This is a genomic window from Rodentibacter myodis (genome assembly GCF_001999305.1).
Lineage (GTDB): Bacteria > Pseudomonadota > Gammaproteobacteria > Enterobacterales > Pasteurellaceae > Rodentibacter > Rodentibacter myodis.
Window position 1 is genome coordinate 74,265 of sequence record NZ_MLHQ01000015.1, and the last position, 22,322, is coordinate 96,586.

Genomic DNA, 22,322 nt, shown 5'->3' on the forward strand with positions numbered 1-22,322 from the left:
GGTATTTCAAGCATTTCTCTTGATAAACAGAGGAAGAAAATTTGGTGGCGTGATGAAACAAATGCACAAAGAAAAAATAGTGTGAATAGTAGAGACAGCCACGCTGTCGTCCTTTTTCAAATAACCCCTTCATTGCACAACGGCAACATAATACCGAAAATAAAGGGAAAACCGGTTGATGACAGGTTTTCCCTTATGAAGGCTTAACGAAGAAACCTTGGTGAAAGCCATTTCCACAACAAAATCACGAATACGCAAGCGCCGATTACGAGCGGGGCGAGGGTAACGCTTTTCACCGACCAATAATAATGCACTGCTGCCAACCCAATGGCGGGGTAAGCCCATTGATGGATTTTAAACCATTTTTGCCCGAGTTTACGCTTAAGTGAAGGTAATGAGGTGATCGCCATGACCGTTAAAATAGCAAAGGCGATAAACCCCAAGATTAAATAAGGTCGGCTAAACAGTTCGCTGAAGAATAACCTGACATCCTGCCCCAATTCCAGCATAAAATAGCTTGTAACGTGTAATGCGGCCCAAACAAAAGCCCATAATCCAAGTGGTCGGCGTAAAATTTGGTACTGATTTTTACGCAATACTTGCAACATTATCCCAACCAAAAACATCACACAAAAAATAATGATTGCCGTATAACCAAGGAAATGCTCAATTTCTTTAATTGGATCACTGCCGAGCAGGTTCGGATTGTCGCCACTTAAGGCATAGCCCAACCAAATTGCCGGGCTAAGACAGCATAAATGAATTAATATTTGCCAAAAACGTAGCATTAGAAATGTTCCCTTAAATCTAAACCGGTGTACAACTGTGCCACTTCTTTTTCGTAACCATTGAACATTAAGGTTGGTTGACGTTTAACCGAGAACAATCCACCACTGCCGATAACCCTTTCGGAGGCTTGCGACCAACGAGGATGATCCACATTCGGATTCACATTGGCGTAAAAACCGTATTCTTGCGGGGCGAGTTTTTCCCAAGTGGTGAGCGGACGGGTTTCCGAGAAGGTGATTTTGACAATGGATTTGATACTTTTAAAGCCGTACTTCCACGGCACAACCAATCGAATCGGCGCACCATTTTGTGGTGGCAACGGCTTTCCGTATAAGCCCGTTGCAAGCAAGGTGAGTGGGTTTAAGGCTTCATCCAAGCGTAAGGCTTCTACATAAGGGTACTCAATGCCGCCACCGAAAAAGTGATTTTTTTGTCCGGGCATTTGTTCCGGATCAAACAGTGTATGAAAGACAACATATTTGGCTTTGGCGGTGGGTTTGGCTTTTTCAATTAAACGGGCGAGTTCAAACCCTTGCCAAGGAATGACCATTGACCACGCCTCGACACAGCGAAAACGGTAAATACGTTCTTCCAACGGGAAGGTGTTGGTTAAAGCGGCGTAATCAAGGGTGAAAGGTTGTTCCACTTCACCGTCAATCTCAAGTTGCCACGGGTTTGTCTTAAAATCTTTGGCGTATTGGGCAGGCGAGCCTTTATCTACCCCAAATTCATAAAAATTATTATAACCGATCACTTTTTCTTCGGGGGTCAGTATCAGTTTATCGGGCGATCGGGACGTGGTTTCCGCAAAATTTGTTTTTGGCAACAATGCCCCCACCGCCCCAAGACCAAGGGCTGCGATAATTTTACGTCTTTGCTTAAAAATCGCTTCAGGGGTAACATCTGATTGTTTTAGCATCGTTTATCTCCTTGTTTTATAAAAATAGTTTTCTTGTTTGACGAAAATCATTTAAAATCCTTACAAAAAATTAGAAAAACAAAATGTATAACCTATCAAATAAAGAATTAGATGAAATACGGTTGCAAATGCTTAAATTTGCTGTATTACAACTTTCTGATTCAAATTTAGCGGAAGATATTGTTCAAGAAGCATTTGAATCTGCCTATAAATATGCAGATACTTTCTGCGGAAAATCAGCTTTGAAAACTTGGATATTTTCCATTCTTAAAAATAAAATTATTGATGCTTTGAAGCGAAAGAAACCGATCCCGGTATCGGAATTGGTGGAAGATCACGAGATTGAAAATTTTTTTGACCAGACAGGGCATTGGAGCGAAAATGATGCTCCTTCGGAATGGACCGGTATTCAAGCTACGGTGTATAAGAGTGAATTTTGGGCAATTTTTCATCTTTGTTTAAATAAACTCCCCGCTCAACAAGCTCGTGTTTTTATGATGCGTAACTATCTCGGTTTAGCCACTCAAGAGATTTGCCAAGAATGCGAAATTTCAGTGAGTAACCTTAATGTGTTACTTTATCGTGCCAGATTACAACTGCAGGTTTGTTTGGCAAGAAATTGGTTTAATGGTGAAAATGATGCGATGTAAACAAGCGACTCAATTTATTTCATTATCTTATGAGCAACCCTTGTCGACTTATCAGAAAATTCGTCTTAAAACCCATTTACTCATTTGTCCGTATTGTCGGGCTTTTGGTAAAAACACCAAACGATTGCATCATTTGTTGAAAGACTATGGTCAGGGAAAAGGGGAGAAATAAAGTGAGTGAAAATAGGTAGTGATTAGATTTGTGATGGTCTTTTCATACAAGAACAAAACACGCAAAACTACACTGTTTTTAACCGCACTTTTCGCCTTTTACAGTTATAGTCGTAACAATATTCGCACAATATCCAATCATTTTAAATTTGTAAATAAAAGTACAGAGGATAAAAAAGCAACAGCCTTTTGGGTTGTTGCTTTTTTCGTTATATTCATCGCTATTTCAACACTATTCTTGCATTTCTAAATAATCTCATCCAAGCACCGTCTTCGCTCCACTCTTCCGGATACCAAGAGTTAGAGACAGCACGGAATACCCGCTCCGGATGAGGCATCATTGCAGCAATGCGGCCGTCAGTGTTGGTGATTGCGGTGATGCCCAATGCCGAGCCGTTTGGGTTTGCCGGATAAGTTTCGGTAACCTTCAAATGGCTATCAATGTATTGTGCAACGATTAAGTTTTGTGCTTGAAGTGCGGTCAAATTTTCCGGTGTTTTAAATTCCACCCGCCCTTCCCCGTGTGATACGGCGATTGGCATATGTGATCCCGCCATACCTTGAAACCAGAGGGAGGAGGTATCGTTAATTTTCACCATTGCGGCACGGGCTTCAAAGCGTTCGGATTTGTTACGAACGAAACGAGGCCAGTTTTCCGCCCCCGGGATAATTTCTGCAAGGTTTGAGATAAATTGACAGCCGTTACATACACCGAGTGAAAGGGTATTTTCATTGGCGAAGAATTGGCTGAATTGATCGCGTAATTGTGGGTTGAATAAAATGGATTTTGCCCAGCCACCACCTGCACCGAGTACATCCCCATAAGAGAATCCTCCGCAGGCAACCATTGCATTAAAGTCATTTAAGTTATAGCGACCTGCCATTAAATCGCTCATATGTACATCAATTGCCGCAAAGCCTGCACGGTCAAAGGCGGCTGCCATTTCTACGTGGCTGTTTACGCCTTGTTCACGCAATACGGCGACTTTTGGTTTTGCCCCTTTGGCAATGTAAGGGGCGGCAATATCTTCATTTGGGTGATAAGTTAAGAATGCTGATAAGCCTTTGTTGGTTGGATCTTTTTTCGCTTCAAATTCTTCATCGGCACATTCAGGATTATCACGTAAACGTTGCATTTGGTGGGTGAGTTCGGCCCAAATTCCACGCAATGCCGAACGTTTTTCGCTGAGTAATTTTTGGTTGCCGCGTGCGATTTCAATGCGATCATCGGTGATAACCGCACCGATTTCGTGTGTGATTGGCAATAAATCGTGGGCTTGTAAGATATCACGCACGGCACTTAATTCGCCCTCGGCAACTTGAATCACTGCCCCCAATTCTTCGTTGAATAATACGGCAAGATCATTGTCGCCTAATGCGGAAATATCCACTTCCACACCACAGTTACCGGCGAATGCCATTTCTGCCAAGGTGGTGATTAAACCGCCGTCTGAGCGGTCGTGATAAGCCAATAATTTACGTGCCGCCACAAGAGATTGCATTGCATTGAAGAAATTTTTCAATGTCGCTACGTTCACCACATCGGCAGGTTTATCGCCAAGTTGTTTGTAAACTTGAGCAAGGGCGGTCGCCCCAAGGCGATTTTTTCCTTCGCCCAAATCAATGAAGAGTAGGCGGGATACGCCTTTATCGGTGCGAAGTTGCGGTGTGACGGTTTTACGCACATCTTCCACGCGTGCAAATGCACTGATCACTAAAGAAAGAGGGGCGGTTACCGTTTTTTGTTCGCCATTTTCCTGCCAAGTAGTTTTCATTGACATTGAATCTTTCCCCACCGGAATGGTAAGACCCAATGCCGGACAAAGTTCTTCCCCCACCGCTTTTACGGCTTCGTAAAGACCGGCATCTTCACCGCAGTGGCCTGCGGCAGACATCCAGTTTGCGGAAAGTTTAATGCGTTTAATCTCGCCAATATTGGTGCCGGCAATGTTGGTAATGGATTCGGCAACCGCCAAACGTGCGGAAGCACCAAAATCAAGTAAGGCGACAGGCGCACGTTCGCCCATTGCCATTGCTTCACCGTGATAGCTATCAAGACTTGCGGTGGTAACAGCCACATCCGAGACCGGAATTTGCCACGGCCCGACCATTTGATCACGTGCGACCATACCGGTAACGGAGCGATCGCCAATGGTAATTAAGAAGGTTTTTTCTGCCACGACCGGCAAGCGTAATACACGGTGAAGGGCTTCTTTTAGTTCAATCCCTTCTTGTAAAACACGGGGATTTTCAACCGCACTTGATTGTACATTGCGGGTCATTTTCGGGGTTTTACCGAGTAGCACATTCATCGGTAAATCAATCGGATTATTATTGAAATGGCTATCGTGCAAAGTTAAATGTTTTTCTTCGGTCGCTTCGCCAATCACCGCGAATGGCGCACGCTCACGCTCACAAAGTGCGGTAAATAATTCAAGTTTTTCCGGTGCTACGGCTAAAACGTAGCGTTCTTGCGATTCGTTGCACCAAATTTCAAGTGGCGACATCCCTTTTTCATCACAAAGAATGGAACGTAAATCGAATTTGCCGCCACGTTCGCCATCGTGTACCAATTCCGGCATTGCGTTGGATAAGCCGCCTGCCCCCACATCGTGGATAAATAAAATCGGGTTGTCTTCGCCAAGTTGCCAACAGCGATCGATCACCTCTTGGCAACGGCGTTCCATTTCAGGGTTTTCACGTTGAACGGAAGCAAAATCCAAATCTTCTTTTGATTTGCCGCTATCCATTGAGGATGCCGCGCCACCGCCTAAACCGATATTCATTGCGGCACCGCCTAAGACAATGAGTTTTGCACCGACAGGAATGTCGCCTTTTTGCACGTGTTCGGCGCGGATATTGCCAATTCCGCCGGCAAGCATAATGGGTTTATGATAGCCACGCACTTCTTCGCCATTGAAACTGTTTACTTTTTCTTCATAAGTGCGGAAATAACCGAGCAATGCCGGACGACCAAATTCATTGTTGAATGCCGCCCCACCCAATGGGCCTTCAATCATAATATCGAGGGCTGAAGCAATGCGGTTTGGTTTAGAAAGCGGATTTTCCCAAGGTTGCTCAAAGTTTGGAATCATAAGGTTTGAGACGGAAAAACCGGTTAAACCGGCTTTTGGTTTTGCCCCACGACCGGTTGCACCTTCATCACGAATTTCACCGCCGGAACCGGTTGCCGCCCCCGGAAAAGGCGAAATGGCGGTCGGGTGATTGTGGGTTTCCACTTTCATTAAAATGTGGGTATCTTCATTGTGGTAACGGTATTGTCCGTCTTGATCGGCAAAGAAACGCCCGACTTTTGAACCTTCCATAACTGCCGCATTATCTTTATAAGCGGAAAGCACGAAATCAGGTGTTTTCTCAAAGGTGTTTTTGATCATTTTAAACAAGGATTTATCTTGTTTTTCACCATCAATTATCCAATCGGCGTTAAAGATTTTATGGCGACAATGTTCTGAGTTGGCTTGGGCGAACATATAGAGTTCAATATCGTTTGGGTTACGTCCAAGGGCGGTGAAATTGTCCACCAAATAATCAATTTCATCTTCCGCCAGTGCCAAGCCTAATTCAATATTTGCCCTTTCTAAGGCTTGACGACCGCCATTTAAAATATCCACTGTGGTGAAAGGTTTTGGGGCTTGATGACGGAATAAGATTTCCACCTCTTTTGCTTCACGCACCACGGTTTCCATCATTCGGTCGTGCAAAAGTGCGGTCAATTTTTCTTGCGTTTTTTCATTCAAAGGTTGGCTAAATTCAAAATAATACGCCAATCCCCGTTCAATACGTTCCACTTCTTTCAAACCACAATTATGGGCAATATCCGTTGCCTTTGATGACCAAGAAGAAATTGTGCCGATACGAGGAATCACAATAAAGGTTTCGCCTTTTGCTTCGTGTTCTGCCAAGGTTGGGCCGTAATGGAGCAGGGCTTTCAATTTGCTTTCCTGCTCGGTGGAAAGTGCCGTGTTGAGTTCCACAAAATGCACATATTCCGCATAGACGGATTTGACCGGCACATCATTTTGTCGGAATTTTTGCATTAAGCCATTAATACGGAATTCGGAAAGGGCAGGAGAGCCGCGGAAAATTTGAAACATAAGGATTCCCTTTGAGTCTGAATGGAAGTAAAAATTGCGCGCCATTATAAAGGAAAACACAGAAAACGAAAACGATTGCGTGGTGGTTTTTAGGGAATAAATTTGTTTCGATATTAATTGGATTTTCTATAATATATGAATATGTTGGCGTTGATACAAGTAATTTTATTTTTATGGAACTCAGTAACTAAAAGGAAAACAAACTAATGGCTGTTATCGGACCTCATGAGGGTAAAGAATTGGAATTAATGTTAAATAATCAAAAAAATATAGCACTTTTTTATAGTGATTATGATATTCCGGAAAGTTTTTTGCCTTATTTAGAAAATAATATATTTAAACTTAGAGTAGTTAATCCAGTAGATGAATTAAAGAATCCCTTTTCCTATAATATAATCTATAAAGACAAATACATAAAGGATGTAAACTACTTAGTGGAACTACTAAAAGAAGCGGCAGGGGAATTTAATCCTATGGTAGAAAGAGAAATAGGAAGACTATTGGGCTATGACAAGGATGATATAGAATTTTATATAACTAACTGTTATTCTAATGGGCTGTTTATATAAAACAATTATTCCTTTTAACGGTATAAATGGAGCAAATGATGTCTTATCAATCGGTATTGGATTTTTGGTTTAGCGAGCAGACAAAACCCTTTTGGTTCGCTAAAAGTGAGGAATTTGATCGCCAAATTCGGGAACAATTTTATGCCGTATGGCAACAGGCGGCACAGGCGGAATTAAGTCATTGGCGTGAAAGCCTAAAAGGGCGTTTGGCTGAAATTATCGTGTTGGATCAATTTTCCCGCAATTTACACCGCAATAGCCCTTTGGCATTTGCACAAGACAATATGGCGGTGGCATTGACGCAGGAAGCCATTAAACAGCCGGAATTTCCTTTGATGACGGTAAGTGAACGCCATTTTATGTTGATGCCGCTAATGCACAGTGAAAGCAAAGTTATTCACGCTGAAGCCGCCCGTTTATTTGAAAAATATTGCCCGCCGGAAACCTTAGATTTTGAATTAAAGCATAAAGTCATTATCGATCGCTTTGGGCGTTATCCACATCGTAACGAAGTGCTTGGACGAGAAAGCACCGCAGAAGAAATTGAATTTTTAACCCAACCCGGTTCGAGCTTTTAAAGCCAAATGTGAAAATAGTAAAGTTTAAACTTTGCTATTGTTCCCTTATGAATTAAGCGAAAGGTTGCAATTCCGGATTAATCGGTGTTTCCGCAAGGTTATTGACATAGTTACATAATGTGGCAAGACTTATGCCGAGAATCACATCAATGGCGTGTTCTTGAGTGTAACCCGCTTTAAAGAAAGTTTGTAACTGAGCCTCTGTTAGCTTGGCTTTTTGTAATATCACGGCAAGGGTGAAGCGTGCCAAGATATCAAGTTTGTGATCGCTTTCAATGCGTGCCGTTGCACGGATTTGATTAACTAATTCTTCTTCCAGTTTTAATGCTTTTAATGCAATTTTTGTGTGTCCCGCCACGCAGAAACCGCAACCATTGACCACGGCTGCTGTAATCTGTATTACTTCACGTTCTGTTGGGGTGAGACTGTTTCTGCCATTAATACCGCCCACTGTACGGTAGGTTTCTAAAGCGGTTGGGGCATTGGCTAATACACCGATAAGATTGGGAATAAATCCATTCGCATTTTTTACTGCATTTAATGCTTCTTTTGTTGCTTCAGGTGCGCTTTCAATAGTGTGAATGGTGAATTGTGACATAAAGTTCTCCTGTATAGGTTGCTAAAGTTATTTGTTTAGGTAGATATTATGTGAGTGTTTTAGATGAGGGAAAGAAATAAAGGCTATTTGATAGATGAAAAAGTTATAAAGTGCGGTTGAAAATAACGGCATTATGTAGCAAACGCACAAAGATAACGTAACGTGATTGGTAGAGACGCCCCACGCCGGCGTCCTTGTTGTTAATTTATTGCAATTGTTTGGGGTGTTGATAAGGACACGAGCGCGACGTTCCTTCGAGCCGCATTATTGGTACGCGACAATACAGAAAAATCATCAGGATTTTGACCGCACTTGGTCGTATCATTTGAGAAAATAACATTCTCTTTTTTCTTCTGCGACCAATATGGAGGCGTAATCGGTTCGCCAATCGCCAAGCACAATGCGTTTTTGGTTTTCGTATTGATGAATTGCCTCGCGGTGGGTATGTCCGTGAATTAACTGCGGAACATTAAATTGACGCATTGTTTGTTGTGTAAAAGGAAGATTGACATCCATAATTTCATTGGATTTGTGCATTTTATCCCGTTTGCTTTTGGCTCGAATTTTCTCGGCGATTTTTAACCGCACTTTTAAAGGTAAATGGAGAAACAGCCATTGTCGCCATTTTTGATGCACTTTTTGGCGAAATTGTTGATATTTCACATCATCGGTGCAGAGTGTATCGCCGTGGCAAAGCAGGGTGGGCGTGCCGTAAAGTTCGATGACTTGATAGTCCGGCAGTAAAATGATGCCGGTTTCTTTTGCAAAACCGTTGCCGATTAAGAAATCCCGATTCCCGTGAATAAAATAGCACGGGATACCTTTTTCGGTCACGTTTTTGATGGCACATTTGACTTGTTCGATTAACGCCGATTGCTCATCATCCCCAATCCAAAAATCAAATAAATCACCGAGAATGTAAATCCGTTCCGCATTTGGGGCGAGATTTTGCATAAAATCGAGGAAAAGTGCGGTCAATTTGGGTTGCGTTTCGCTAAGATGAAGGTCGGCGATGAAATAGGTTTTTTTCATAAAAATTCCGTAATTTTTGTTTAGATTAGCACAAAATCCCTTCATATTTGCTATACTTCGCCGAAATTTTCTCTCAGGGATTGATATGTTAAAAGCGGCTCGAATTATTATTATCACGATTTGTTGTATCCTTATTTGCGTGCTTGGCACGATTTATTCTTTTATTCGTTTTAAAAATCCAAGTAATGTAGGCGTGGTGGCACGTTGGTTCGGGCGTTTGTATCCGCTTTTCGGATTGCAGGTGGAACATCGTTTTCCGCCACATAAAGAAAATCTTGGGCGTGCGATTTATATCGGTAATCACCAAAATAACTACGATATGGTTACCATTTCTTATATGGTGCAGCCTAGAACGGTAAGTGTTGGGAAGAAAAGTCTGATTTGGATTCCGTTTTTTGGCATTTTGTATTGGGTAACGGGCAACATTTTTCTTGATCGTGAAAATCGCGCCAAAGCACATAGCACAATGACGCAGTTATCAGAACGTATTCATAAAGATAACCTTTCCGTTTGGATGTTTCCGGAAGGTACACGCAGCCGTGGGCGTGGGTTATTGCCGTTCAAAACGGGGGCGTTTTATGCGGCAGTGGCGGCAGGCGTACCCATTATTCCGGTGGTGTGTTCGACAACCCATAATAAAATCAATTTAAACCGTTGGCATAATGGCAAAGTGATTTGTGAAATGATGGAACCGATTGATACGACCGGTTATAGCAAAGAGACGGTGCGTGATCTGGCGATATATTGCCACGACTTGATGGAAAAACGCATTGCGGAATTAGATGCGGAAATTGCTCAAGCCGAAAAGGAAAGCCAAAATGCCTAAATTTTCCCGCCGTCAGTTGTTAAAAACAACGGTAATTTCCACCGCACTTGCCGCCGTGCCATCACCATTATTGGCTGCCTCCCGCCCGAAATTGGTTGTACCGCCGTTAATTGAGGTTCGCCGTGGTCGCCCGATAATTTTGACGATGGAAGAAATGGGCTACAAATTAGACGGTAAACATCAGGTGAGTGTGTGGGGATTCAACGGTAATTATTTAGGCCCGACCATTAAAATTAAATCAGGTAGCTTTGCAAAATTAAATTATCACAATAATTTACCGCAGCACGTTTCCCTTTCCATTCAGGGATTGCAAGCATCCGGCGAATTATTTGGTGGGGCGGCTCGGGTGTTGAAAAAAGGGGAATCTTGGTCGCCGATTGTGCCGATTGAACAACCTGCCACAACCTGTTGGTATCGTTCCGCCACTTTGGCAAATTCTGCTTATCAGACTTATCGTGGGCTGGTGGGAATGTGGTTGATTGAGGATGAGCAAAGTTTGAAATCGCCTCTTCCACGTAAATATGGTGTGGATGATATACCGCTCATTTTGCAGGATATGGAATTGAACGGTGATGGCTTGCAATTATTCAAACAAAATCAACCGCACTTTGTGGGAAACCGCTTATTGGTGAATGGTTTGGAAGCCCCTTATTTGGAGGTGCCGCGAGGTTGGGTGCGTTTGCGTTTGGTGAATGCATCGTTGGCACGGGCTTATGATTTACGGTTGAATAATGATCAAGAAATAATGATTATCGCCAAAGATCTCGGTTTTTTACCTCAAGGCAAAGTGGTGAAATCTTTCGTGTTAGCGCCGGGCGAACGTACGGAAATTTTAATTAATTTAACGGAAGGCGAGGGCGTATCCCTTATCACCGGACATAAACGGGGCATTTTCGATACCATCAAAAACGTGTTTTCTTCCGAAGGGGAGCTGGCGGATAACACCGTGCTTGAGTTACGTCCTCAAGGCGAATTTTCGGCATTTGCACAAAAAATGGATGTTCGGTTTGAGACAGATGCGGTTGCAATGCTGAAAGCAAATGTGGTGCAAGAACGTGAATTTGTATTAGACGTGACCAACGGCTTAATTAATCAAAAACGTTTTGATCCACGCCGTGTGGATGTGGTGGCGAAACAAGGAACGATAGAACGTTGGATTTTAACCGCTTCTTTACCGGTTGGCTTTAGTATTCAAGGGGCAAAATTTATTGTAGAAAGCAATGAACAGGGGGCGCCGGAAGAAAATGAGTTGGCGTGGAAAGATACGGTTTGGGTGAGAGGAAAAACGCAAATTTTAGTGCGTTTTGAAAAGCCCTCTTCCAATACTTATCCCTTTATTTTTGGTTCGTCCAACTTAATGTTGGCGGATATGGGCTGTATTGGTGTGCTGATCGTGCAGTAAAGTGCGGTCATTTTTATAAAAATTTAATCACAATTATTTTAAGGAAATAGAATGAAAAAATACTTAGGTTTAGTGTCGGTGGCAGCGTTTTTATTAAGCGGTGCGAATGTTGTGGTGGCAAAAGAAGCGGATAAGGCAAAGATGCAAAAATCAAATACGCCGGAAATTTATTTGTCTGTATTTGATGCCTCAAAAGGGCTTTTGACGGATCTGAATACTACGCAAGTTTCCCGTAGCAACCCCAATCTTCAACTTTGTTGGGCGGTGCAGGGTTCGTTTAGCAAAAAGGTGAATGTGATTGAAACAATGAAAGCGCCGGAAAAACAAACGATTGTTGCAAAAGGGGCGAAGGTGTCAAGTTCTGACGGGCGTAAAACCAATGTGATTCAAACTTCTTTAGAAAGTGCCAATCAGGGCAAAATCGTGGGCAACTGTTGGCGTTTTGATGAACAAGATCCAATCGGCAAATATACGTTACAGGTTCAAGTGATGAATAAATTCTATAAACCAATGTCATTTAGTGTGGTGAAGTAATCATTAACAAAAAGGGATAATAGCAGAATGTTATTATCCCTTTTTATTAGTAATGGGGGGGAGGCGTTTCCTCGGCTTGGCTGGCAATATTGGAGGGTTGAAAATCTTTTAATTTGCCTGCAATGTAACGTAATTGCATTTGCATTTTATCCATATCAAATTGTTGTTGAACTAATGCTTGGTTCAATTCCTCTAAAAGCTGTTCTTGAAATGCGACTTTTGTTTCAAGTTCGGCAATGCGATTTTCTAACATTTGTTGAATTTGCATAATTTTTCTCTAAATTTTAAAAAAAAGTTGAGAATAGGTTAAATCCGATTTAATCTATCCGGCACTTTTCTATTATAAAGGATTAATAAAAAATGTTAAAAATTCAAAAGTTATCATTTGCGGCATTGATGGTAAGTGCGGTCATTTCCGGCAGTGTTTTTGCCGATGAAAAAGCCGATGCTAAATTTAATGATGATGTTTCTTACGCATTAACCGCTTATTCAATGACACAAGCAAAATTAATGGCGGAACAAGGTGGCATAAAATTAAACGAAAGCCAAGTGAATAAAGCCGTTGCCGATGTGTTGAAAGGTGATTTGAACGAAGAAAAAATTGGTGAATTAGGCAAAACTTTAGAAAAATTTGAGCAAAAAATGATTGCCCAAGAACAGGCGAAAGCAAAAGAACTTGCTCAAAAAGCACAAGCGGAAGGGGATAAATATCGTGCCGATTTCGCTAAAAAAGACGGCGTGAAAACAACAAAATCCGGTTTGTTGTATCGCGTGGTTGAAGCCGGTAAAGGCGAAACAATTAAGCCGACAGATACCGTGAAGGTGCATTACACCGGTAAATTGCCAAATGGTGAGGTGTTCGACAGCTCTGTTGAGCGTGGTCAGCCAGCGGAGTTTCGTTTAAATCAAGTGGTCAAAGGTTGGACGGAAGGGCTTCAGTTAGTCAAAAAAGGCGGTAAAATTGAATTGGTGCTTCCACCGGAATTGGCTTATGGCAAACAAGGTGCAGGAGCTTCTATTCCACCTAATGCGACCCTTTATTTTGAAGTGGAAGTGTTAGACGTTAATCCTAAAGCAAAATAATTTATTTATTCGATCAAAGCACAGGCGTTGGCTTGTGCTTTTTTGTTCATTTTCAGCACCAAAAGTGCGGTTATTTTTAGCATAGATTTGGAACCTATTTATGTTACAGGATAAGCATATTTTCACGGATGAAGATCGCACAATTCTAAATTCTTACTATGCCGTGGTGGATGGCGTCAGTGCGCTTATCGGGGAGCATTGCGAGATTGTTTTACATTCTTTAGAAGATATTGAACATTCTGCAATCCGTATTGCCAACGGACATAACACAAATCGCCAAGTGGGATCGCCCATTACCGATTTTGCTTTACGTTCTTTACGTAATATGCAGAGTGAAAACGTCTCAAAACCTTATTTTACCCGCGCGAAAGGTAATGTATTGATGAAGTCGGTGACCATTGCAATTCGCAATAAAAATCAGCGAATGATAGGGTTACTTTGCATTAATATTAATTTGGATGCACCGATTTCACAATTTATTCAAGCCCTTATGCCGACCGTTGAAAGCGATGAAACCTCCACGGTGAATTTTGCCAGTTCTGTTGAAGATTTGGTGTCGCAGACGATTGAAAAAACCATTGAAGAAGTCAATGTGGATCGTTCACTGGCGAATAATAATAAAAATCGTCAAATTGTGATTTCTCTTTATGAAAAGGGCATTTTTGATATTAAAGATGCCATCAATTTAGTCGCGGAACGTTTGAATATTTCCCGTCACACTGTTTATCTTTATATTCGTCAAATTAAGCAAGAGCAGGAATAATGAACTACGTACTTGCAGTAAAAAGCCCGATTTACGGTAAGCAAAGTGCTTATCTTGCTTATCAATTTGCTGAAGCCTTGGTTGAAAAAGGGCATTGCATCACGCAAATTTTTTTCTTTCAAGAGGGCGTGAGCAATGGGAACGGGTTTGTTTATCCTGCTAATGATGAAGTGAATTTACAGCAACGTTGGCAAAGGCTTTCTCAAACTTATCATATTCCGTTGCATTTGTGCGTGGCGGCTTCCCAACGCCGTGGCGTGGTGGATCAAACCACGGCAAAATGCGAAGGAGAGGTCAATTTGGCAGAGGGGTTTGTGATTGCCGGTTTAGGTGAATTTATTGCGGCAACATTAAAAGCGGATAGAGTGATCACATTATGAAAATTGCTTTTTTATTTCGTTCTGCACCGCACGGTTCATCCAAGACAAGAGAAGGATTAGACGCACTATTGGCGGCAACGGCTTTTTGTGATGAGCAGGATATCGGTGTTTTTTTTGTGGATGACGGTGTACTCAATCTATTAAATGGACAGCAACCGGAACGGTTATTACAGAAAGATTTTGTTCGTACCTTCAAACTCTTGGATTTATATGACATTAATCAACGCTTTGTGTGCCAAGATTCGTTGGAAAAATTCGGTATAACCGAAAATGAATTGGTTTTATCCGCCGAAAAAATTGACCGTACTTTGTTGATGGCGAAGTTAAATCAAGCCGAAAAATTGCTGACGTTTTAAGGAATTAAAGATGCTTTATTGTTTTTCTCAAGCCGTTTATGACAAGGATGAATTGGTTAATTATCTTCGCACTGTCACAGAAAATGATGCAGTGCTACTTTGGCAAGATGGCGTATTGTTGGCGATAAAATTCCCTCAACTTTTTCAGCATTGCAAAGGACATTGCTTTGCCTTAGAGCAAGATATTTCAGCAAGAAATTTGACCGCACTTTTATCCAAAGAAAGCCAAGTACAACTGGTGTCTTTGGCGGATTTAGTGACGATTAGCGAGCAATTTTTCCCACAAATGGCGTTATAAATAATCCTCTCCCCCTATTCCTTTTCTTAACTAGGATTTTCGCATAAAATCTTATTGATTTGCCTAGGGCATTATGCTATATTCCGCACCCTCTTACATCTATCTTATGTAAGTAGGTTCGTCCCGAAAGGGTGTTTTTTTAAACTTAACGGAGCACTAATATGATCCAAGAACAGACTATGCTGGATGTTGCTGATAATTCAGGCGCTCGCAGCGTAATGTGTATCAAGGTTCTAGGTGGATCGCACCGTCGTTATGCTGCAATTGGCGACATCATCAAAATTACTGTGAAAGAAGCAATTCCACGCGGTAAAGTAAAAAAAGGTGATGTGTTAAAAGCAGTTGTTGTGCGCACCAAGAAGGGTGTTCGTCGCCCAGATGGATCAGTCATTCGCTTCGATGGTAACGCTTGTGTCATTTTAAACAATAACACAGAGCAACCTATCGGTACTCGTATTTTTGGACCGGTGACTCGTGAACTTCGTTCTGAGAAGTTTATGAAGATCATTTCTTTGGCACCAGAAGTACTGTAAGGAGAAGTGAGAAATGGCTGCAAAAATTCGTCAAAACGATGAAGTAATTGTGCTTGCCGGTAAAGATAAAGGCAAGCGTGGTAAGGTAACTAAAGTGTTACCAAATGGTAAAGTGTTTGTTGAAGGTGTCAACATTATCACTAAACACGAAAAACCGGTTCCTGCATTAGGTAAAGCCGGCGGTTTAGTGAAAAAAGAAGCGGCAATTGATGCTTCAAATGTTGCAATTTTCAACCCGAAAACAAACAAAGCTGACCGTGTAGGTTTTAGATTTGAAGACGGCAAAAAAGTCCGTTTCTTTAAATCTAACAATGAAATTATCTAACAAACTGGAGTAATGCGATGGCGAAACTGCATGATTACTACAGAGATCAAGTAGTAAGCGAATTAAAAAATAAATTCGGCTACAAATCTGTCATGCAAGTCCCACGAATCGAAAAGATTACCCTGAATATGGGTGTGGGTGAAGCATTGACCGACAAAAAATTGCTAGACAACGCAGTAGCGGATTTAACAGCAATTAGCGGTCAAAAACCTTTAGTAACTAAAGCTCGTAAATCTGTTGCCGGCTTTAAAATCCGTCAGGGATATCCAATCGGTTGTAAAGTAACACTACGCGGTGAGCGTATGTGGGAGTTCTTTGAACGTTTAATTACAATTGCTGTTCCACGTATTCGTGACTTCCGCGGTTTAAGTGCGAAATCATTTGATGGTCGTGGTAACTACAGCATGGGTGTGCGTGAACAAATCATCTTCCCTGAAATCGATTACGATAAAGTAGATCGTGTTCGTGGTTTAGATATCACTATCACAACTACTGCTAAGAATGATGAAGAAGGTCAAGCACTACTTGCTGCCTTTAATTTCCCATTCCGTAAATAAGGCAGGTTATAATGGCTAAACAATCAATGAAAGCACGCGATGTAAAACGCGTTAAATTGGCTGAAAAATTCTATGCAAAACGTGTAGAGTTGAAAAAAATCATTTCTGATGTAAATGCCTCTGATGAAGATCGTTGGAATGCAGTGTTAAAGTTACAAACTTTACCACGTGATTCAAGCCCGTCTCGTCAACGTAACCGTTGCCGCCAAACCGGACGTCCTCATGGCGTTCTTCGTAAGTTTGGTTTAAGCCGTATTAAGGTTCGTGAAGCTGCGATGCGCGGTGAAATTCCAGGCCTTAAAAAAGCTAGCTGGTAATAACCACTTTATTTTGGAATCGGAGAAAAAGTACAATGAGTATGCAAGATCCAATCGCAGATATGTTGACCCGTATTCGTAACGGTCAAGCTGCGAACAAAGTTGCGATCAGTATGCCTTCATCCAAGCTAAAAGTGGCAATCGCCAATGTATTAGCTGCTGAAGGTTATATCGAAAGCGTTAAAGTTTTAGAAGGTGTAAAACCTGAATTGGAAATTACTTTAAAATATTTCCAGGGCAAACCGGTTGTAGAAAGTATCCAACGTGTAAGCCGTCCCGGTCTTCGTATTTACAAACGTAAAGATGAATTACCAAAAGTTATGGGCGGTTTAGGTGTTGCTGTTGTTTCTACATCTAAAGGTGTTATGACTGACCGTGCAGCTCGTCAAGCGGGCCTAGGCGGTGAGATCATCTGTTATGTAGCTTAATAGAGAGGTAGGAAAATGTCTCGTGTTGCAAAAGCACCTGTTAATATTCCTGCCGGCGTTGATGTTAAACTCGACGGTCAGCTATTAACAGTAAAAGGTAAAAATGGCGAGTTATCTCGCACAATTCATAACTCAGTTGAAGTTAAACACGATAACGGTCAACTAACTTTCTCACCTCGTGAAGGTTTTGTTGAAGCAAATGCACAATCAGGTACAGCACGTGCGTTGATTAATGCAATGGTTATCGGCGTTACAGAAGGCTTCACGAAGAAATTAGTATTAGTCGGTGTTGGTTACAGAGCTCAACTTAAAGGCAATGTTGTTGCATTAAGTTTAGGTTACTCTCACCCGGTTGAGCATACTTTACCGGCAGGTATTACTGCTGAATGCCCTTCTCAAACCGAGATTGTATTGAAAGGTGCAGATAAACAGTTAATCGGTCAAGTTGCAGCAGATATTCGTGCTTATCGCCGTCCTGAGCCTTATAAAGGTAAAGGGGTACGTTACTCTGATGAAGTAGTACGTATTAAAGAGGCTAAGAAGAAATAATTAAGGTAACACTATGGATAAGAAATCAGCTCGTATCCGTCGTGCAGCTCGTGCACGTCATATGATGAGAGAGCAGGGTGTAACCCGTTTGGTTATTCACCGTACTCCACGTCATATCTATGCACAAGTTATTGCACCAAACGGTTCAGAAGTGCTTGCCGCTGCTTCAACTGTTGAGAAAGCAATTCGTGAGCAAGTAAAATACACCGGCAACAAAGATGCCGCTGCAGTAGTTGGAAAAACCGTTGCAGAACGTGCATTAGCAAAAGGTATTCAAGCGGTTGCGTTTGATCGTTCCGGTTTTAAATATCATGGTCGTGTCCAAACTTTAGCGGACGCTGCTCGTGAAGCTGGTCTACAGTTCTAATGAGGTAAATTGAGATGTCAAACATCGAAAAACAAGTTGGTGAACTGCAAGAGAAGCTAATCGCAGTAAACCGTGTATCAAAAACTGTAAAAGGTGGTCGTATTATGAGCTTTACTGCGTTAACCGTAGTAGGTGATGGTAACGGTCGCGTAGGTTTTGGTTATGGTAAAGCACGCGAAGTTCCGGCAGCGATCCAAAAAGCGATGGAAAAAGCACGTCGCAATATGATTAATGTTGCTTTAAATGAAGGTACATTACAACACCCGGTTAAAGGTGTTCATACCGGTTCCCGCGTATTTATGCAACCTGCCAGTGAAGGTACAGGTATCATCGCAGGTGGTGCAATGCGTGCGGTTTTAGAAGTTGCCGGTGTACGTAACGTTCTTTCTAAAGCGTATGGTTCTACAAACCCAATCAACGTTGTTCGTGCAACTATTGATGCATTAGCAAATATGAAATCACCAGAAATGGTTGCTGCGAAACGCGGTAAAACTGTTGATGAAATTTTGGGGTAATTTATTATGGCTAAAACTATTAAAGTAACACAAGTTCGTAGCGCAATTGCTCGTTTACCGAAGCATAAAGCTACCTTGCGTGGTCTTGGTCTTCGCCATATGCACCACACTGTTGAGTTAATTGATACGCCTGCAGTACGTGGTATGATTAACCAAGTTTCATACATGGTTAAAGTGGAGGAGTAAGAGATGCGTTTAAATACTCTATCTCCGGCTGAAGGTGCGAAGCATAGTGCTAAACGCCTTGGCCGTGGTATTGGTTCAGGATTAGGCAAGACTGGTGGTCGTGGCCATAAAGGTCAAAAATCTCGTACTGGAGGCGGTGTTCGTCGCGGTTTCGAGGGTGGTCAAATGCCTTTATACCGTCGTTTACCGAAATTTGGTTTTACATCAATGAAGGCTGCTGTAACAGCAGAAGTTCGTTTGAATGAATTAACTAAAGTAGAAGGTAATGTGGTAACTTTAGAAACCTTAAAAGCAGCGAATGTTTTAACTAAAGATATTCAATTTGCTAAAGTTATTTTGGCTGGTGAAGTGAAGTCTGCAGTTACAGTTCGTGGTCTAGGCGTGACTAAAGGCGCAAAAGCAGCTATTGAAGCTGCTGGCGGTTCAGTTGAGGAATAATTAGCAGATGGCTAAACAACCAGGTTATCAAACCAGAAGTACTAATAGTGGTAAAAGTGAACTGAGAAGTAGATTACTTTTTGTTTTGGGTGCACTGATTATTTATCGTATTGGTTCCTTTATTCCGGTTCCTGGTATTGATGCAGCCGTACTTGCGCAATTAGTTGAACAGCAAAAAGGCACCATCATTGATATGTTTAATATGTTCTCTGGTGGTGCATTAAGCCGAGCTTCAATTCTCGCATTAGGTATTATGCCATACATCTCGGCATCTATTGTGATTCAGTTGTTAGCAACGGTTTCCCCTGCATTAGCTGAGTTGAAGAAGGAAGGTGCGGCAGGTCAAAGAAAAATTACAAAGTATACACGTTATGCTACTGTGGTTTTTGCGACGATCCAAGCTGTTGCTATTTCTACAGGTTTACCAAATATGCTACCTGGACTGGTTCCAAATGCGGGATTCAGTTTTTATTTTACTTCTGTAGTAAGTCTAGTAACCGGTACTGTGTTTCTGATGTGGTTAGGTGAACAAATTACAGAAAGAGGAATTGGAAATGGTATTTCAATTCTTGTTTTTGGTGGTATTGTGGCCGGTTTACCTTCAGCAATATTGCAAACAATTGAACAGGCTCGTCAAGGGCAAATGCATCCATTGGTTCTTTTACTGATTGCTGCGATTGTTTTTGCAGTGACTTATTTTGTTGTTTTCGTAGAAAGAGGACAACGTCGGATTAGAATTGAGTATGCTAAACGTCAACAAGGTCGTCAGATTTTAGGTGGACACTCAACACACTTACCATTAAAAGTTAATATGGCAAATGTAATGCCTGCAATTTTTGCTTCAAGCATTATTTTATTTCCGGCTACGTTAACGCAATGGTTTGGTCAAAATGATAAATTTGAATGGTTAAATAATTTATCAATGTTGTTGAATCCCGGACAGCCTTTGTATTTACTTGTTTATGCAATAGCAATTATCTTCTTCAGTTTCTTCTATACGGGGATGCAGTATAACCCGCGTGATACGGCAGATAATTTAAAGAAATCTGGTGCATTTATTCCAGGAATTAGACCGGGTGAACAAACATCTCGTTACATTGATAAAGTAATGACTCGCCTAACTTTGATTGGTGGTCTTTATGTAACGTTTGTGTGTTTAGTCCCTTATATTATGACATCGGCTTGGGATGTGAAGTTTTATTTCGGTGGTACATCTCTTTTAATCGTTGTCGTTGTAATTATGGATTTCATCGTGCAAGTTCAGAGTCACTTAATGTCGTCTCAATATGAATCTGCGTTGAAAAAAGCAAACCTTAAGGGTTTAGGACAGTAATTGTCCATCTAACATAGAAAGGATAAGCAATGAAAGTTCGTGCTTCCGTAAAGAAAATGTGTCGTAACTGTAAAATTGTTAAACGTGAAGGTGTTGTGCGTGTATTATGCAGTGACCCTAAACATAAACAACGTCAAGGTTAATTGATAATTTTCTTGCAAAGAACCAGTTGAGCAGTTATACTGCTCAGCTCATTTATGTCCTTGGCATTCTGTTTGAGTATCCTGAAAACGGGCTTTTCAAGATCAGTTTGCCAATTAATTAAAAATAGGAGTGCATAGTGGCCCGTATTGCAGGCATTAACATTCCTGATCATAAACATACTGTAATTGCGTTAACTGCAATTTATGGTATCGGTAAGACTCGTTCAAAAGCTATCTGTGCTGCTGCGGGTATTGCTGAAGATGTCAAGATCAGAGAATTGTCTGAAGAGCAGATTGACAAACTGCGTGACGAAGTTGGTAAATTTACCGTTGAGGGTGACTTACGTCGTGAAGTGACACTAAACATCAAACGTCTATTAGACTTAGGTTGTTACCGTGGTTTACGTCATCGTCGTAGTTTACCGGTACGTGGTCAACGTACTAAAACTAATGCGCGTACCCGTAAGGGTCCTCGTAAGCCGATCAAAAAATAGTCGGGGTAAATAATGGCTAAAACACCAGTTCGTGCACGTAAACGTGTAAAAAAACAAGTTGTAGATGGCGTTGCACATATTCACGCATCTTTCAATAATACAATCGTTACTATTACCGACCGCCAAGGCAACGCTCTAGCATGGGCAACTGCAGGTGGTTCAGGTTTCCGTGGTTCTCGCAAATCAACTCCATTCGCTGCACAAGTTGCAGCAGAGCGTTGTGCTGAAATCGTTAAAGAATTCGGCTTAAAGAACTTGGAAGTTATGGTTAAAGGTCCGGGGCCGGGTCGTGAATCAACAATCCGTGCATTGAATGCAGCGGGTTTTCGTATCACGAATATTACTGATGTGACTCCGATTCCTCATAACGGTTGTCGTCCACCGAAAAAACGTCGTGTTTAATGGCGTAATAGGATAGTTGGAGAAAGAAAATGGCAAGATATTTGGGTCCTAAACTCAAGCTCAGCCGTCGTGAAGGCACTGATTTATTCCTTAAATCAGGCGTGCGTGCGATTGATTCAAAATGTAAAATTGATACAGCACCAGGTCAACATGGGGCTCGTAAACCGCGTTTGTCTGACTATGGTAGTCAATTACGTGAAAAACAAAAAGTTCGTCGTATCTATGGTATTTTAGAGCGTCAATTCCGTAACTACTATAAAGAAGCAAACCGTTTAAAAGGTAACACCGGTGAGAATCTACTTGTGTTACTAGAAGGTAGATTGGATAACGTTGTTTATCGCATGGGATTTGCTGCAACTCGTGCAGAGGCTCGTCAATTAGTGAGTCATAAAGCGATTGTTGTAAATGGTCGTGTTGTTAACATTCCATCTTTCCAAGTTTCAGTTAATGATGTTATTGCTGTTCGTGAGAAATCCAAAAAACAAGCACGTATTAAAGCATCTTTAGAATTAGCAGAACAAAGAGAAAAACCAACTTGGTTGGAAGTTGATTCTGCAAAAATGGAAGGTGTGTTTAAGCGTGTTCCTGAGCGTTCTGATTTATCAGCAGACATTAACGAACATCTGATCGTTGAGCTTTACTCTAAATAATAGTTAAGCTTAAAACTAGAGA

General features: G+C 41.6%; 33 protein-coding genes. 27 read left to right on the plus strand and 6 right to left on the minus strand.

The features are described 5' to 3' along the window. Positions 1 to 203: 203 nt before the first annotated feature. Both BKL49_RS06890 and msrP read right to left on the minus strand, forming a co-directional pair. Positions 204 to 788, minus strand: a complete 585-nt coding sequence (locus BKL49_RS06890) for a protein-methionine-sulfoxide reductase heme-binding subunit MsrQ (protein ID WP_077423881.1) — start codon at positions 786 to 788, stop codon at positions 204 to 206. Next, entirely contained in the window at positions 788 to 1,708 is a 921-nt protein-coding gene (gene msrP / locus BKL49_RS06895) for a protein-methionine-sulfoxide reductase catalytic subunit MsrP (protein ID WP_077423883.1), read from the minus strand. Before msrP ends, BKL49_RS06890 begins: the two co-directional genes overlap by 1 nt. Before the next feature lie 83 nt (positions 1,709 to 1,791). On the opposite strand from msrP, the gene BKL49_RS06900 reads away from it, so the two are divergent. Together BKL49_RS06900 and BKL49_RS06905 are read left to right on the plus strand one after the other, a co-directional pair. After that, positions 1,792 to 2,358 carry a sigma-70 family RNA polymerase sigma factor gene (locus BKL49_RS06900; protein ID WP_077423885.1) on the plus strand — a complete coding sequence of 189 codons (567 nt, stop codon included), beginning with the start codon at positions 1,792 to 1,794 and terminating at the stop codon, positions 2,356 to 2,358. Further along, positions 2,345 to 2,530 carry a zf-HC2 domain-containing protein gene (locus BKL49_RS06905; protein WP_244151969.1) on the plus strand — a complete coding sequence of 62 codons (186 nt, stop codon included), beginning with the start codon at positions 2,345 to 2,347 and terminating at the stop codon, positions 2,528 to 2,530. The genes BKL49_RS06900 and BKL49_RS06905 overlap by 14 nt, the downstream gene beginning before the upstream one ends. 220 nt (positions 2,531 to 2,750) lie before the next feature. On the opposite strand, the gene purL is transcribed toward BKL49_RS06905, so the two are convergent. Beyond that, positions 2,751 to 6,644, minus strand: coding sequence for a phosphoribosylformylglycinamidine synthase (gene purL / locus BKL49_RS06910; protein WP_167367127.1), 3,894 nt, complete (start codon positions 6,642 to 6,644; stop codon positions 2,751 to 2,753). A gap of 206 nt (positions 6,645 to 6,850) precedes the next feature. On the opposite strand from purL, the gene BKL49_RS06915 reads away from it, so the two are divergent. Together BKL49_RS06915 and BKL49_RS06920 are read left to right on the plus strand one after the other, a co-directional pair. Beyond that, a complete protein-coding gene (locus BKL49_RS06915) occupies positions 6,851 to 7,213 on the plus strand; it encodes a hemocin immunity protein (protein WP_244151970.1) in 363 nt (120 codons plus the stop codon). A 35-nt stretch (positions 7,214 to 7,248) separates the two neighbouring features. Continuing rightward, positions 7,249 to 7,791 carry a DUF924 family protein gene (locus tag BKL49_RS06920; protein WP_077423891.1) on the plus strand — a complete coding sequence of 181 codons (543 nt, stop codon included), beginning with the start codon at positions 7,249 to 7,251 and terminating at the stop codon, positions 7,789 to 7,791. A gap of 52 nt (positions 7,792 to 7,843) precedes the next feature. Here the strand turns inward: BKL49_RS06920 and BKL49_RS06925 are convergent, their stop codons facing one another. Continuing rightward, a complete protein-coding gene (locus tag BKL49_RS06925) occupies positions 7,844 to 8,389 on the minus strand; it encodes a carboxymuconolactone decarboxylase family protein (RefSeq protein WP_077423893.1) in 546 nt (181 codons plus the stop codon). A gap of 321 nt (positions 8,390 to 8,710) precedes the next feature. Continuing rightward, positions 8,711 to 9,421 (minus strand): UDP-2,3-diacylglucosamine diphosphatase, encoded by a 711-nt coding sequence (lpxH, locus tag BKL49_RS06930; RefSeq protein WP_077423895.1) that lies wholly within the window; start codon positions 9,419 to 9,421, stop codon positions 8,711 to 8,713. 85 nt (positions 9,422 to 9,506) lie between these two features. Between lpxH and BKL49_RS06935 the strand changes: the two genes are divergently transcribed. From BKL49_RS06935 to BKL49_RS06945, 3 genes are read left to right on the plus strand one after another with little or no spacing between them, the layout of a single operon-like run. After that, positions 9,507 to 10,247, plus strand: a complete 741-nt coding sequence (locus BKL49_RS06935; protein ID WP_077423897.1) for a 1-acylglycerol-3-phosphate O-acyltransferase — start codon at positions 9,507 to 9,509, stop codon at positions 10,245 to 10,247. Continuing rightward, positions 10,240 to 11,649 carry a multicopper oxidase domain-containing protein gene (locus BKL49_RS06940; protein ID WP_077423899.1) on the plus strand — a complete coding sequence of 470 codons (1,410 nt, stop codon included), beginning with the start codon at positions 10,240 to 10,242 and terminating at the stop codon, positions 11,647 to 11,649. Before BKL49_RS06935 ends, BKL49_RS06940 begins: the two co-directional genes overlap by 8 nt. A 51-nt stretch (positions 11,650 to 11,700) precedes the next feature. Next, complete coding sequence (locus BKL49_RS06945) at positions 11,701 to 12,183, plus strand: hypothetical protein (protein ID WP_077423901.1); 483 nt, start codon at positions 11,701 to 11,703, stop codon at positions 12,181 to 12,183. A 46-nt stretch (positions 12,184 to 12,229) separates the two neighbouring features. On the opposite strand, the gene BKL49_RS06950 is transcribed toward BKL49_RS06945, so the two are convergent. Beyond that, the gene (locus tag BKL49_RS06950; RefSeq protein WP_077423903.1) at positions 12,230 to 12,451 is read right to left on the minus strand and encodes a SlyX family protein; all 222 of its coding nucleotides are present in this window, start codon (positions 12,449 to 12,451) and stop codon (positions 12,230 to 12,232) included. Positions 12,452 to 12,543: 92 nt separating this feature from the next. Between BKL49_RS06950 and BKL49_RS06955 the strand changes: the two genes are divergently transcribed. From BKL49_RS06955 to rpsD, 20 genes are all read left to right on the plus strand, one after another. Further along, positions 12,544 to 13,266, plus strand: a complete 723-nt coding sequence (locus BKL49_RS06955) for an FKBP-type peptidyl-prolyl cis-trans isomerase (RefSeq protein WP_077423905.1) — start codon at positions 12,544 to 12,546, stop codon at positions 13,264 to 13,266. Positions 13,267 to 13,366: 100 nt separating this feature from the next. Next, entirely contained in the window at positions 13,367 to 14,029 is a 663-nt protein-coding gene (locus BKL49_RS06960; protein ID WP_077423907.1) for a helix-turn-helix transcriptional regulator, read from the plus strand. After that, on the plus strand, positions 14,029 to 14,409 hold the full coding sequence (tusD, locus tag BKL49_RS06965) for a sulfurtransferase complex subunit TusD (protein ID WP_077423909.1): 381 nt from the start codon (positions 14,029 to 14,031) through the stop codon (positions 14,407 to 14,409). Before BKL49_RS06960 ends, tusD begins: the two co-directional genes overlap by 1 nt. Next, positions 14,406 to 14,765 carry a sulfurtransferase complex subunit TusC gene (gene tusC, locus BKL49_RS06970; protein WP_077423911.1) on the plus strand — a complete coding sequence of 120 codons (360 nt, stop codon included), beginning with the start codon at positions 14,406 to 14,408 and terminating at the stop codon, positions 14,763 to 14,765. The genes tusD and tusC overlap by 4 nt, the downstream gene beginning before the upstream one ends. 10 nt (positions 14,766 to 14,775) lie before the next feature. Next, the gene (locus BKL49_RS06975) at positions 14,776 to 15,063 is read left to right on the plus strand and encodes a DsrH/TusB family sulfur relay protein (RefSeq protein WP_077423913.1); all 288 of its coding nucleotides are present in this window, start codon (positions 14,776 to 14,778) and stop codon (positions 15,061 to 15,063) included. Between the two features lie 161 nt (positions 15,064 to 15,224). Then, positions 15,225 to 15,596 (plus strand): 50S ribosomal protein L14, encoded by a 372-nt coding sequence (rplN, locus tag BKL49_RS06980; protein ID WP_005548786.1) that lies wholly within the window; start codon positions 15,225 to 15,227, stop codon positions 15,594 to 15,596. 13 nt (positions 15,597 to 15,609) lie between these two features. After that, complete coding sequence (gene rplX, locus BKL49_RS06985) at positions 15,610 to 15,921, plus strand: 50S ribosomal protein L24 (RefSeq protein WP_077423915.1); 312 nt, start codon at positions 15,610 to 15,612, stop codon at positions 15,919 to 15,921. A 17-nt stretch (positions 15,922 to 15,938) separates the two neighbouring features. Beyond that, positions 15,939 to 16,478, plus strand: a complete 540-nt coding sequence (gene rplE / locus BKL49_RS06990; RefSeq protein ID WP_077423917.1) for a 50S ribosomal protein L5 — start codon at positions 15,939 to 15,941, stop codon at positions 16,476 to 16,478. A gap of 11 nt (positions 16,479 to 16,489) precedes the next feature. Then, the gene (rpsN, locus tag BKL49_RS06995) at positions 16,490 to 16,795 is read left to right on the plus strand and encodes a 30S ribosomal protein S14 (RefSeq protein WP_005701877.1); all 306 of its coding nucleotides are present in this window, start codon (positions 16,490 to 16,492) and stop codon (positions 16,793 to 16,795) included. 35 nt (positions 16,796 to 16,830) lie between these two features. Next, positions 16,831 to 17,223, plus strand: a complete 393-nt coding sequence (gene rpsH / locus BKL49_RS07000) for a 30S ribosomal protein S8 (RefSeq protein ID WP_018356925.1) — start codon at positions 16,831 to 16,833, stop codon at positions 17,221 to 17,223. Between the two features lie 15 nt (positions 17,224 to 17,238). Further along, positions 17,239 to 17,772, plus strand: coding sequence for a 50S ribosomal protein L6 (gene rplF / locus BKL49_RS07005; protein WP_077423919.1), 534 nt, complete (start codon positions 17,239 to 17,241; stop codon positions 17,770 to 17,772). A 13-nt stretch (positions 17,773 to 17,785) separates the two neighbouring features. Continuing rightward, the gene (gene rplR, locus BKL49_RS07010) at positions 17,786 to 18,139 is read left to right on the plus strand and encodes a 50S ribosomal protein L18 (RefSeq protein WP_077423921.1); all 354 of its coding nucleotides are present in this window, start codon (positions 17,786 to 17,788) and stop codon (positions 18,137 to 18,139) included. Between the two features lie 14 nt (positions 18,140 to 18,153). Beyond that, positions 18,154 to 18,654 carry a 30S ribosomal protein S5 gene (rpsE, locus tag BKL49_RS07015; RefSeq protein WP_005625871.1) on the plus strand — a complete coding sequence of 167 codons (501 nt, stop codon included), beginning with the start codon at positions 18,154 to 18,156 and terminating at the stop codon, positions 18,652 to 18,654. A gap of 6 nt (positions 18,655 to 18,660) precedes the next feature. After that, positions 18,661 to 18,840, plus strand: a complete 180-nt coding sequence (gene rpmD / locus BKL49_RS07020; protein WP_046339253.1) for a 50S ribosomal protein L30 — start codon at positions 18,661 to 18,663, stop codon at positions 18,838 to 18,840. A 3-nt stretch (positions 18,841 to 18,843) separates the two neighbouring features. Beyond that, on the plus strand, positions 18,844 to 19,278 hold the full coding sequence (gene rplO / locus BKL49_RS07025; protein ID WP_077423924.1) for a 50S ribosomal protein L15: 435 nt from the start codon (positions 18,844 to 18,846) through the stop codon (positions 19,276 to 19,278). Positions 19,279 to 19,285: 7 nt separating this feature from the next. Then, positions 19,286 to 20,611, plus strand: coding sequence for a preprotein translocase subunit SecY (gene secY, locus BKL49_RS07030; protein WP_077423926.1), 1,326 nt, complete (start codon positions 19,286 to 19,288; stop codon positions 20,609 to 20,611). 29 nt (positions 20,612 to 20,640) lie between these two features. Then, entirely contained in the window at positions 20,641 to 20,754 is a 114-nt protein-coding gene (gene rpmJ, locus BKL49_RS07035; protein ID WP_005625868.1) for a 50S ribosomal protein L36, read from the plus strand. Positions 20,755 to 20,891: 137 nt separating this feature from the next. Next, positions 20,892 to 21,248 (plus strand): 30S ribosomal protein S13, encoded by a 357-nt coding sequence (gene rpsM, locus BKL49_RS07040; protein ID WP_059366018.1) that lies wholly within the window; start codon positions 20,892 to 20,894, stop codon positions 21,246 to 21,248. Positions 21,249 to 21,260: 12 nt separating this feature from the next. Continuing rightward, entirely contained in the window at positions 21,261 to 21,650 is a 390-nt protein-coding gene (rpsK, locus tag BKL49_RS07045) for a 30S ribosomal protein S11 (protein ID WP_005543603.1), read from the plus strand. Positions 21,651 to 21,679: 29 nt separating this feature from the next. Continuing rightward, the gene (rpsD, locus tag BKL49_RS07050; RefSeq protein WP_077423928.1) at positions 21,680 to 22,300 is read left to right on the plus strand and encodes a 30S ribosomal protein S4; all 621 of its coding nucleotides are present in this window, start codon (positions 21,680 to 21,682) and stop codon (positions 22,298 to 22,300) included. The last annotated feature ends 22 nt before the right edge of the window (positions 22,301 to 22,322 follow it).